This is a genomic window from Pelagibius sp., from assembly GCF_028289705.1.
GTDB lineage: Bacteria > Pseudomonadota > Alphaproteobacteria > Kiloniellales > Kiloniellaceae > Pelagibius.
Genome location: NZ_JANQOI010000068.1, coordinates 16,317 through 27,693 on the forward strand (window position 1 = coordinate 16,317; position 11,377 = coordinate 27,693).

The 11,377-nt window shown below is 63.8% G+C and carries 9 protein-coding genes; 3 read left to right on the forward strand and 6 right to left on the reverse strand.

The genetic code is table 11. From position 1 onward, the window contains the following. Positions 1 to 33 precede the first annotated feature (33 nt). From Q0996_RS08230 to Q0996_RS08240, 3 genes are all read right to left on the reverse strand, one after another. Positions 34 to 1,287, reverse strand: a complete 1,254-nt coding sequence (locus tag Q0996_RS08230) for a three-Cys-motif partner protein TcmP (protein WP_299617535.1) — start codon at positions 1,285 to 1,287, stop codon at positions 34 to 36. A 43-nt stretch (positions 1,288 to 1,330) separates the two neighbouring features. Next, entirely contained in the window at positions 1,331 to 2,110 is a 780-nt protein-coding gene (locus Q0996_RS08235; RefSeq protein WP_299617537.1) for a DUF5131 family protein, read from the reverse strand. A gap of 407 nt (positions 2,111 to 2,517) precedes the next feature. After that, a complete protein-coding gene (locus Q0996_RS08240; protein ID WP_299617539.1) occupies positions 2,518 to 4,206 on the reverse strand; it encodes a tryptophan halogenase family protein in 1,689 nt (562 codons plus the stop codon). A gap of 454 nt (positions 4,207 to 4,660) precedes the next feature. Between Q0996_RS08240 and Q0996_RS08245 the strand changes: the two genes are divergently transcribed. Then, the gene (locus Q0996_RS08245) at positions 4,661 to 5,662 is read left to right on the forward strand and encodes a hypothetical protein (protein ID WP_299617541.1); all 1,002 of its coding nucleotides are present in this window, start codon (positions 4,661 to 4,663) and stop codon (positions 5,660 to 5,662) included. A 24-nt stretch (positions 5,663 to 5,686) separates the two neighbouring features. Here the strand turns inward: Q0996_RS08245 and Q0996_RS08250 are convergent, their stop codons facing one another. Beyond that, positions 5,687 to 7,633, reverse strand: coding sequence for an IucA/IucC family siderophore biosynthesis protein (locus tag Q0996_RS08250; protein WP_299617543.1), 1,947 nt, complete (start codon positions 7,631 to 7,633; stop codon positions 5,687 to 5,689). Positions 7,634 to 7,910: 277 nt separating this feature from the next. Here Q0996_RS08250 and Q0996_RS08255 point away from each other — a divergent pair, with 277 nt between their 5' ends. Continuing rightward, positions 7,911 to 9,296 (forward strand): phenylacetate--CoA ligase family protein, encoded by a 1,386-nt coding sequence (locus Q0996_RS08255; RefSeq protein ID WP_299617545.1) that lies wholly within the window; start codon positions 7,911 to 7,913, stop codon positions 9,294 to 9,296. Positions 9,297 to 9,338: 42 nt separating this feature from the next. Here the strand turns inward: Q0996_RS08255 and Q0996_RS08260 are convergent, their stop codons facing one another. Then, on the reverse strand, positions 9,339 to 9,698 hold the full coding sequence (locus Q0996_RS08260) for a Rap1a/Tai family immunity protein (RefSeq protein ID WP_299617547.1): 360 nt from the start codon (positions 9,696 to 9,698) through the stop codon (positions 9,339 to 9,341). A 101-nt stretch (positions 9,699 to 9,799) separates the two neighbouring features. Continuing rightward, positions 9,800 to 11,131 (reverse strand): hypothetical protein, encoded by a 1,332-nt coding sequence (locus Q0996_RS08265; protein ID WP_299617549.1) that lies wholly within the window; start codon positions 11,129 to 11,131, stop codon positions 9,800 to 9,802. Between Q0996_RS08265 and Q0996_RS08270 the strand changes: the two genes are divergently transcribed. After that, a partial coding sequence (locus Q0996_RS08270) for a hypothetical protein (protein ID WP_299617551.1) occupies positions 11,111 to 11,377 on the forward strand: 267 nt, incomplete at its 3' end. The two genes, Q0996_RS08265 and Q0996_RS08270, sit on opposite strands and share 21 nt — an antisense overlap.

Consider the following 11,377-nt stretch of genomic DNA (forward strand, 5'->3'; position numbering starts at 1 on the left):
AAGTAGATGGGAGAACACTATTGGGTGAGTGTCTTAAGTCTGGGACTTGCCGACCGGAAACATCGGGAAAAAGCTAAACTGTCGCTTCATTCGAAGAGTGTCAGTGACAGTTATTGTGTTTGGCTTACGACGAGTTCCACCTTGTTCGGTAACCACTTCCATGTCTGGGTTCTCAATCATTGCGGAATGGATCTCATCCGCATGCGCGGGGGTCATATTGTAGATACTTGCATAGAGCTGACCGACACCGATAGCGTCGCCAAACTCTGTGACGAGTCGTGGGATGTCGTCGAGAAGTTGCTGCTTAGCGCGAGCGCGGCCGGAAACATCAAAGAGATAAAGAGAGCTTGTACTCTCTCTTGGGTCGTATGAGAGCATATGAAGTCCCGAGCGCCCAAAATGCGCTTGCATGGTACTATTCCTGTGTAAGACGTTGTTGTATTCTTGCCTTGCACGGAAATTATTCGCGAAATGGATGAGCCAATAACGCCAGCCGCCCGGGTTGTTGATAGAGAAAGGGCTGACATAAGTAGCGCAGCTCTGAAAAAACTCAAACACCAATCGCTCAGCCGCTCCCAGCCATTCCTTATTGTTCATTCGACTTTCGAGTGGAGATAGATCGGCAGATGAGATTCCAAGAAAACCGAGTTGATCAGTAACGAGTTTAGGATTGTCCTTGCGCAGGAAAGCCAGGAGAGAGGTGATTGAGAACGTAAGGAATATCTCTGCAGAGGTAAACGATACCGCTATCTCAGAAAGCGTTCTGCGCGCAACATCGCTATGGCCGCACTGATCGAGATTGAACAGGGCATTCTGATATCGCCCCTGTTTCAGAAGCTCTTTGATTGCAGGATATGCATCCTCAAACGGTTCATTGAAGTATTGAACATGTAGGTGAAGACGCGGTTGCTCGTCATTGGCCGCTGCGAGCACCGGTGCCACGTTAGATTTCAAAATACTCAGAGTATCTCGGTCTTCGTCATTAAAGATAAGAAAACACTCAATATCGAGGGCTGCCATCCCTTCTGAGCTACGCTTCAAGTTAAACGCGTCGATTGCTTTAACGAGTTCTTCGATGAAAATGATTGGCGAGCCGGGAGCCCCACATCTATAGCGCCCTCCACCCGCGAAGCCCTCAACTATGACTAGGCGAAATTTTGACTGCTGCGGGAGCTGGCAACGCACCGCAAGATAGCGAGCAAAATACTCCCTGAGAACATCATGTTTACACTTTGTGTGCTCAAGAAGCGTCGCGCCATCTTTCCAGGTATATTGCTTTTTGACCACCGCCCCTCCTTTGCCGGTCAGTGAAAGCTAAGCATTTCTCCGGCTAGGCCCCTGCTGTTGGCATTGGCATTTCATTCCATATCTGGCCACGGTACTCGCGGCCATTTGCTTTTTTCGACCGACGTTTGTTATCTTTACCCCAAGCGCCCCACTGCTTGAAGAAGAATGCAGTGCCGTACTCCGCACATTGATCGTAAATTTCGTCAATCCAAGATTCTTGGATTGGCCGTGCAGACCTGCCGCTCTCGCCCCCTACAATTGCCCAGTGGATTCCTTGAAGGTCAATATGGCCGACCGAACCAATCAGGGGCTCGAACGAAATAAAACGTATGGCTGCTGGAATTCCGCGCAGCTCCTCTGCACGCTCCTTGACTTCCTCGTTCTCAATGCTGGTTCCAAGCCAGACATTTGACAAGACATGCCCAACTTGAGAGCGCACTATATGGGCCATACGCCCAGGTCTCTTTGTGAGAATTTGATAGTGATGGCGGGGTGTCGCAGCCATAATCTTCCAAACATCAAGAATGAAGCTATCGCTCACACCTTCATGGAACAAATCGCTCATGGAGTTGACGAATATTTTTCTCGGCTTTTTCCAACGAAGAGGAATCTCAAGCGCAGCTCGATCTTCGCGTACAACGCCATTCCAAATAACCCGTTTGCCACTCTGGCGAGTTAGGTCCTTGTACTTTTCGACGCGCATCGTCTCGAGGCGTTTAGCCATTTCCATCGCATAGCAATTTGTGCAGCCAGCACTAACGATGGAGCACCCGGCAACCGGGTTCCATGTGGCGTCTGTCCATTCAATCTGCGATTCTGCCATCGGTTTCCCCAACTCAACACAGATTGCGAGCCTAGCTCGCCAGATCTAGTTCAGTCCACGCTTTGGAAGGCTATACGGCGACTGACCGCAGCTGTATCGGCTTCATGACAAAGCTCTGATAGGCCATCCTCCTTACCGCTCCTACCACAGCTCATGGTACTATGAGCGGAACAAAAAGTGAACATATAATCTTGTCGTGTTTGAGATGGGTTCGCTTGTTGCTGAAGGTAGGGCCGACCCTTACCGGAGACGCTACTAAGGCCTCACCCCAACCTGTACCACCATACCGTCGCCTTGGGGGTCGACGCCGAAGTCGATATCGCTGCCGAAGCGCGCGGGGCGCGTCAGGCTGCAATCGCCCGGGGTGTCGCGGGTAAAGGCCCGGCAGAATCTGCGTGTCGCCGCGCTTACTTGTTCACCGCGGTCTTCGGTTTGTTGACGATCACCGGTTTCATCGGGGTGCCGTAGCCGGGGATGGCGACGGTGGCCGGGGGCGCGAGGGCGGAGAAGCGGACGCTCTGCGGTGGGGCGGGTGCTTCCTCGAGCTCGCCGCGGATGGTATCGAGCAGTTGGCGGTGGTCCGGGAGGGACTGCACCGTCCGGTCGATCACCTGCTGCATCTTCGCAAGGCGCTGCATCCACTGCTCGCGGTCGAGTGTCGCTGTGCTGTAGGGCGCCTCGGCGAAGCCGGTGTCATAGACCTGCTTGCCCAGCATCACGGCGTGGAAGACGTGGTAGGAGAACAGCGACTGGGAAGTCAGGTCGTTGGGGGTCGGCAGGGCGTGTTTCCAGAGCTCCAGGTTCGCGGCGAGGGGGTCCGGCACCTCCAGTTCTTCGCGGGCGTCGATCCAGTACTGGCTGTCGGTCCGGTTGCCCAGGGCATAGTGCAGGCAGATGAAGTCGCGCACTTCGTCGTAGAGCTGGGTGGCGACCTTGTTGAAGCGGGCGCGCAGCGGCTCGGCGAAATCCTTGTCGGGGAAGTAGTCCAGCAGCCAGCGCACGCTCATCTCGATCATGAAGATGGCCGTCGATTCCAGCGGCTCGATGAAGCCGCCGGAGAGCCCGATGGCCACGCAGTTCTTGACCCAGGGGTTGCGCGTGCGGCCGACCCGGATGGGGATGATGCGCGGCGTGGCGTCCTTGGCGGCCTCGCCCGCGGTCTCGCGCAGGTGGGCGAGCAGTTCCTCGCAGGCCTCCTCGTCGCTGCGGTGGGCGCTGGAGAAGACATAGCCCGTGCCGACGCGGTTGTGCAGCGGCACGCGCCACACCCAGCCGGCCCCCAGCGCCGTCGAGCGGGTGACCGGCTCGATCTTCTGCGGGTCCGTGTGGGGGATCTGCACCGCCGCCGCGCGGTTGTTGGCGAGGTACTTGGAATAGTCGATGAAGGGTTCGCCCAGGGCGCCGTTGACCAGTACGCCGCGGAAGCCGGTGCAGTCGATCACCAGTTCCACCGGCAGCCGCCCCTGTTCCTTCAGCATCAGGGCGGCGATGTAGCCGTCCTCGGTCTTCTCGACATCGACCACGTCGTCGCGGATGTGCTCGACGCCCTGCGCCAGGCAGACATCGCGCAGCAGCTCGGCGAAATGCCCGGCATCCAGGTGGTAGGCGAAGCCGACGCCGTCCTCGTAGGGTTTCGCGTTCAGCCGCCGCGGCCCCTTGCAGGCGCGCACCAGGGCGGCCCCGGGGGAGAAGCTCTCGGCGAAGTCCCGGCCCTCGGCGCCATGGCGCAGGAAGTGATGCGCCGCATCCAGGCCGGCGATCATCGGCGGCCGGATGAAGGAGTTGAAGTAGCCGATCCGCTTGCCGTCTTTGTCGTGGTTCCAGTTGTCGAAATAGACGCCCAGCTTGAAGGAGGCGTTGCAGCGCTTGAAGAACTCCCGCTCGGGCACGCCGGATCGCTTCAGGAGCTGGGGCATGGCCGGCACCGTGGCCTCGCCGACGCCGATGGTGCGCACGTTGGGCGACTCGATCAGGGTGATCCGCCGGGTCTCGGGGTCGTCCGCCCGCTGCTTGAAGTAGCGCGACAGCAACAGCGCCGAAAGCCAGCCGGCGGTGCCGCCACCGACGATTGTGATCTGCTTGATCCGCTGCCCCATTGTCAGCCTCCCCCAAGACCCTGCCGCGGAGCGGGGGGCTTGTCTGCATCGCAAGGCTTCCCGTTGGCCCCCGGCTCCGCCCCAGACCTTGCCCCTCCGGCCTGCGCAGGTCAATCCCGACTCGGAGCCAAGGGAGCGGTGCAGGCGCCGGCCGACCCGAGGGGAGAAAGGGGGAGGGGATTACCCTTGAGAGGCCGGCGGCGGCGTAAGGGGGGTACTCCATCGATCCCTTTGACCGCGGATTGCCTTTGCGCGTATTGCTTTTGCCAGTGCCGGCCGGTCCGGAAGGGACCGGATGGCCGCCGCCGAGAGGCGCCGCTGCCCCTGGCCACGTCCGCGAAGGCCGTGAGCCATAGAGACCCGAAGGGGCATCCGCAGCGGCCGAACGCGGCCCATAAGACTCATGTTCAGGGAAGATCGGGTGCCGGGGATCGTTGGATCGCCCGCAGTCCCGATGGTTTCCGAACAGCGGCACGGCTGCGGGCCGGCGCGCCTTCTTGGGATGGCAGGCCGTGCCTTGCGCTTCGGACATTCACCTGGAGGGAACGAGATGACCAGACAAGAGCTCAATGCGCATCGCCATCCGAGTGAAGCGGGTCTGTTCTGGCTCACCATGATTGTGATCGTGCCGGTTTGCCTGGCTGCAATTCTCTTTGCGTTCGAGTCCTTCACCATGGCGTTGGTCGTTGTCACGTCCATTGTCGTGTCGACCTGGATCCTGATGAAAATGCTGACCGCCCGCTTCCTGGGGAACTGCGTGAAGGTCTCCGAGGAGAACTTCAGCGAGATCCACGCGGCGATCCGGGAATTCCAGGATCTCTTCGACTATCACACAGAGATCGACGCCTATGTTTACGAGCAGAGCACCTACAACGCGCTGCTCCTGCCCTTGCTGCGCCGGAAGTTCATCCTGCTGAACTCCGACGTGCTGGCTAATGCCGGGCCCGAGAACGAAGTCCGCTGGCTTGTGGCCCGCTTCGTGGGTGGGCTCGCCTCGAAGCACTACCGCTTTGCCTGGTTGCAGGTCATCATCAGTTCGATTGAGAAGATCATCATCTTCAACCTGCTGCTCTATCCCTATGAAAGGGCGGTCGTCAAATCAGGCGACCAGCTCGGCCTGCTGGCCATCGACGGCGATCTGGAAAGCGCGGTTGCCGCCGTGCAGAAGACGATGGTAGGCGGTGCCCTCGGCGAGCACATCAATCTGGCCGGACTCCTCAGCCAGGAGGAGGCGATCGGCGGCAGCTTTTTCGCGTGGCTGGTCAAGTGCATGTCGCCCTTCCCGCACGCAACCTCGCGGCTCGTGAACCTGCTGCGCTACGCGGGGCAACGCCATCCGCTTCAGCTCGAGGCCTTCCTCGCCCATGAGGAGGAGGCCACGCGCCAGCGCGTGCGGCGCGCCATCGGCCATGCCGGCCCCGCGGATATCGTCGAACCGCTCGAGGCCCCGGCGTAAGCGGCTGTTGTCAGGGCTCTCCGGCTAGCCGGTCCAGCGCAGGGGGTTGGGGCCGCGGCGGTAGGTGTCGCCGGAAAGCCCCTGGATGCGCATGCGCAGGCTGGTTTTGTGCTCCCAGTCGTCGTCGAGCAGGGCGGCCCGCTCGCGCCGCCAGATCGACGGCGCGACGTCGCCGCGCAGATCCTCCAGGATGCCGCGCACCACCTCGGCGGTATCGGACCAGAAGGGCGCCTCGCCGGTCTGCAGATGGCGGCAGACGCGGCTGATGAGATAGCCGAGGTGATAGTGCAGGGTGCGCGACGTCAGCTTGTTGCGAACCTCGTCGCGCGCATCGACGACCGTCAGGCGGTCGGGATGCACCTCCAGCGGCAGCCCGGCGGCGCGCAGCGAGGGCTCGTGGATGCGGATGCCGCCGAAGTCCCGGAACAGGAAGCGCCGCAGCGCGCCGTCGCGGCCGCAAAGCCCGAGGGTGTTCTGCATGTGGGCCTCCAGGGCGATCCCGTAGCGCAGGAAAAGCGTCAGCAGCGGCCGCAGCAGCGCTTCGGCATAGCGCGCCAGGGCCGCTCGAACTGCCGCAGGGTCCGCCCCCAGTGTGCTCGGCGAGAGTTCCAGGACCAGCGGCGCGCCGGTCATGGGCGAGGCCTCTGCCAGAGCGGTCGCCGGGATCGCGATCTCGTCGGGGCCGCATGCCAGGGCGGGATTGCGGCGCAGCACCGCCGCCAGGTGGCGGGCCTCCTCCCGCTCCTCCGGGTCGGCCGCGGCGAAGTAGAGCCCGGCCTCTTCGGGCAGGATGCGCATGCCCTCCGAGAGCGTTGCGTCGCGCGCGATCAGGTTCTCCAGCAGCGCGCTGATGCGCGGGCCCATCTCGCAGGACCGAGGCGAGATGGTGCGCTCGACACTGGTCAGCCGCACCCCGAGGGAGACCTTGATGTGCGGTGCGCCCGCTTCGGCCAGGGGCTCCAGGGTGCGCACCGAGACCGTCGGCGCGCAGGGGATCGCCGGGCCCGGCAGCGGCACCAGATCGCCGGCGGCGATGGACCGGGCGAAGCGTTTCGGGATCACGTGGCGTGCCTGCCAGGGGTGAACCGGGATGGCGAGGTAGTCGGCGGGGTCCTGCCCGCGTTCGATCAGCCCCTCCCGCCAGGCTTCTGCCTGCGCGGGGAAGTGGCGCTCCAGCCAGAGCGCCCCCGGCGCGGCGCCGGCCATGGTCTCGCCGCCGCAGCGCTCCCGGCGCGCGGCCACTAGGCCGAGCTGCACCTGCGGCTCGAACTCCGGACAGAAACTCAGCACCTCGGCGGGCGCCATGCCCAGGCGTGTCTTGTGGGTGGGATGGTAGGGATGGCCGACCGCGCTCCATTGCTCCAGGTCGAGCGCCCGGTCCGGCGGCTCCGGCCGGTCGCGCAGCCAGTCCCAGAGCGTGGGCCGGCGCGCCGCCCGGATGGTCTCGCGCAGACGCTCGTTCCAGGCCGCGCGATAAGCGCGGCAGAGGGCGTCGTTCAGCCAGGAGTCGGTCAGCTCCTCGGCAACCCGCGAGAGGCCTTGCAGTGGCGCGCCTTGCATGGCGGGCACGACGAACTCGAGCAGTTCGATGGGATCCTCGATGGGCGTCGGGTGCTGGTTGCCGCTCTGGCGAAACAGTCGCAGCTTCGGGTAGAGGCTCGGCGAATCCTGACTCAGCCCGTGCAGGACAAGAACGCTGGTCTCGTCTCCGGGCCGCGGAACCGGCACCTTCGCCTCGCCGTCGCCGCAGACCTGCGGCTGAAGCAGGCCCTCCTGCAGCATCGCGATGCCGATGCGCGCCACCAGATCCTGCCCGGCCTCCGCGAGCCGCGCCTGCAGCGCCGCAGCGTCAAGGCCCGCCGGCAGCACGCCGTCCGCGGCGAGTGCCGCCGCCCAGCTCTGCCGCGTCTCGCGCGCCAGCTCCGTCAGGGACGACTGGCCATCAGGGGCGGGGTTCGGTTCGGGCTGCACGGTTCGCTGATCAGTGCTCGGCAGGGGACGGAAGGGGTGACGGCGGCGTCAGGCTGAGCGTCAACCAGTCTGAACGCGCCGGCGGTTCCGCGCCCAGGTTGGCAGCGGCACGTTAACACGGTGTGAAGCCCCACGGAAACGCGGGTCGGAATCCACGCGAAATCCAGAGCAGGATGGCGCCAAGCCTTTGCCTCTGCGCGCCGATCGATGCTATCCGGAGGCCATGACGCCGCCGCCCGACCTGCCCAGCGACCTCCGGCGCCCAGCGTACCGGCCAATGCGCAGCGCCGACCCGACCGTCGTCTGGCCTTCACTGCCGAGTCCAGAGGCGGCGCAGAAGCTCGCCCTGCTGCAACAGCTCGACCAGAGCCAGTGGTGGTCGCCCGAAGCGCTTCGCGCGCAGCAGCTTCGCCAGGCGGCGGCCTTGCTCACCCATGCCAGCCGGCAGGTGCCCTTCTACCGCGAACGTCTGGCGGCGGCGGGCTTCGAACCGGGCGAGCCGCTGACGCCTGAGATCTGGGACCGGGTGCCGGTCCTCACGCGGGCGGACCTGCAGCAGGCCGGGGAGACGCTCTACGCACCCACGTTGCCCGCGGGTCACGGTGACACCTACGAGCTTTCCACCAGCGGCTCCACCGGGCGTCCGGTCAAGGCCCGCACATCCGGGGCAGTGCAGCTTGTGTGGGACGTGCTTAACCTGCGCGAGCATCTCTGGCACCGGCGGGATTTCTCGGCAAAGCTTGCCGCCATCCGCTCCTTTGCGAATGGGGTGGCGGACTATCCGGACGGCGCGGTTTCGCCATACTGGCACAGCTCGATCAACCAGATCTTCGGCGAGGGCCCCGCCGTGGCCTTGCACATTGCCAGCAAGATCGAGGAGCAGGCCGAATGGCTCCAGCGTCAGCAACCGCACTATCTGCTGATCTATCCCTCGGCCCTGCGCGAGCTGCTGCTGTTCTGCCGCGACAGGGATCTGCGCATTCCCAGCCTGCGGCAGATTCGCACCCTCGGCGAATTGCTCGACCCGGAGGTCCGCCAGCTCTGCCGCACCGTTTGGGGGCTGGAGATCGCTGACCTCTACAGCACCCAGGAAAACGGCTACCTCGCCATTCAATGCCCGGAAGAGGGTGCCTATCACGTGCAGTCGGAATCGGTGATCCTGGAAGTGCTGGACGATCGCGGCGCGGCCTGCGGGCCCGGTCAAATCGGCAAGGTCGTCGTCACCTCCCTCTATAACTTCGCCATGCCGATGATCCGCTATGCGGTGGGCGACCTGGCGGAGGTCGGCGCGCCCTGCGCTTGCGGCCGGAGCCTGCCCGTGCTGAAGCGAATCCTGGGGCGCACCCGCGATGTGTTGGTCTACCCGGACGGACGCAAGGCCTGGGCGCAACTGGGCGCTACGCAGTACACCAAGATCCCGGCGCTTCGCCAGTACCAGGTCGTCCAGCACGCCGTCGACGATCTCGAACTCAAGATCGTGTCAGACCGCGCCTTGACGCCCGAGGAAGAAGCGAAGCTCCGCGGCTGGATGCAGGAGCGCTGCGGCCACGCCTTTCCCATCCGCATCACCTATCACGACGAGATCCCGCGCAGCGCCGCCGGCAAATACCAGGACTTCCGCTGCCTCATCGCGGAGGCAGAGGCTCACCCTACGCAAAAATGATTGCACAGCGGGCCGGCGCACTGGAGCGCCGGGCGGCGGCGGTCACTGGCAGGCGAAGTTGTCGCTGAGAGTGCCCATGACGGCCTTGCCGGCCGACAGGCCCTTGCGGGTGCTGTAGTCCTGGTGGACCCAGCGCATATAGGCCCAGCGAATTTCGTCGGCGGTGTTGCGGGCCGGGGCGCAGATGGAGGTATCGCCGGTTTCGGCCAGGGCGTGGACGAAGCCCATGATGTACTGCTCGCATTCCAGCTCGGCGACGAAGCCGTCGCGGGAATCGTTGTCGGCGACGGTGCAGGCGCTCAAGAGGTCGTGGGCGCTGTAGGCTTGCGCGGACGCCGTGCCCGGTGCGGCGACAAAGGTGGCGAGGCCGCCGAGCAGGGCTGCAAGAATGACTGGGCGCATGAGAACCTCCCGAAACCTCTCTCTGTCAATTCTGGCCGGCAGTGCTGGCCGTCAACCCGGCCAAGAGCGGGGCCGGCCCCGCCCCGACCGGTTCAACGGAGCTACTGCTGGCCCTTGGCCTTCTCCTTGGCCAGCGCGTGGAGCGCCTGATCCATGACCTGCTGGTGCTGTTCGTTGTTGACGAAGCGCGGCGAGTTCACCTGCGACCAAAGCTCATCGTTGGTCATGTTCTGGTGGCAGCCCATGCAGAGGCCGGTGCGCTCCATCTTCTCACGCATCGCCTGGGGCAGCGGGCCCGTCAGCGGCCAGTGGGAGCCGACGGTGACCAGTTGCTTGCCGTCGCGGGTCACGATCTGGCTGAGGTCGTGGTCGAGGCTGGGGATCGGCTGCGACTGAAACTGTGTCTGCCGCGGGATGGTTTGCCCTTGAGCCGTTTCCAGATCGACGACGAAGCCGTCCTCATAGCCCTTCATGAAGCGTCCGCCGGAGATGCCGTAGCCCAGCGCCTTGGGATTGTCGTGGCAGCTCTCGCAGGTGCGCGCCTCGCGCCCGGCGGTGTGCGGCTGCACGGCGGCATGGTCGAGGCCCTTGGTGCCGCCGGCATCCGGGGTCATCCAGGTCTCGTTGTGGACCACCGTGTTGCCGTCCTTGTCGATCACCGTGGTGATCACCTGACAGCCCGGCATCAGGGGTGAGACGCGGCCTTCGCCGTTGATGCCCAGGGTCGGCTCTTCCCAGCGCAGGTAGGAGCGGGTCTCCGAGACCTTGCCGGCGGAGGTGAGGCCGTTGGTGCCCAAGGGCGCGTCGGCGGTCAGGCCGTCCTCGCCACGGGCGTTGGCGTTGTTGATCCAGTCGATGTCGGTCTTGCCTTCCGAATAGTCGACGGTGATGTGACAGCCGTAGCACTGCGGCGCCCAGTCGGCATGGCAGGCATAGCATTCCATGGATTCCATGTGCTGGCCCACTGCGCCCATGGCCACTGCGGCGTTCTGGCTCTTCCAGGTGCCGTCCAGCGCGATCTGCTTCAGCACCGGTATCTCGAAGTCGAGGCCGGAGGCGGAGTGCAGGAAGACCTTGGAGCCGCGCTTGACGACGTTTCCGAAGGGGTTGCCGCGGGTGGTCAGCAGGTAGCCGTCTTCGGGGTCGTAGACCTCGGCGAAGTACTGCTCCGGCGTGATGTCGTCGGCCAGGCCGCGCGGCGTGTCGCCGATGTCGGTGGCGTGCTCTTCACCGTGGCCCAGCGGCAGCTCCCAGGGGAAGCGGGAAACCGTGCCGTGGCAGTCCTCGCACTCGATTTCCACCTGCGCCAGGGTGGTGCCGGGCAGGTTGCCGTCGCCATGCATGTCGATCGAGGTATGGCAATCCTGGCAGAGCATGCCGCCGGCCGGGTTGCCGTCACGCGATTCGATGGAATGGTGAAGATCGTCCTTCACATAGACATAGTTCTTTGTGTGAAGTTTCGGCTGTTTTCCGCCTTTTTCGTTGTAAGGCGAACCGTACGGGAATTCCATGATGCCCTGGTAACTCACGCCGATACGCTTGCCGCGGTTGTGGCACGAGTTACAGGTCTCGGAAGGAATACCGGAATATTCGACCTCACCGACCGTGACCTTGGACTTGCGCGACCCCTGCATCTGGTGGGTCAGCAATTTGCCAGGCTGATCCTTGGCGATGGTCGG

Coding starts and splice junctions, on each gene's coding strand:
- Q0996_RS08235 (WP_299617537.1), bottom strand. CDS start 2,110: ATGGCAGAATCGCAGATTGAATGGACAGACGCCACATGGAACCCGGTT.
- Q0996_RS08240 (WP_299617539.1), bottom strand. CDS start 4,206: ATGGGGCAGCGGATCAAGCAGATCACAATCGTCGGTGGCGGCACCGCC.
- Q0996_RS08245 (WP_299617541.1), top strand. CDS start 4,661: ATGGTTTCCGAACAGCGGCACGGCTGCGGGCCGGCGCGCCTTCTTGGG.
- Q0996_RS08255 (WP_299617545.1), top strand. CDS start 7,911: ATGCGCAGCGCCGACCCGACCGTCGTCTGGCCTTCACTGCCGAGTCCA.
- Q0996_RS08260 (WP_299617547.1), bottom strand. CDS start 9,698: ATGCGCCCAGTCATTCTTGCAGCCCTGCTCGGCGGCCTCGCCACCTTT.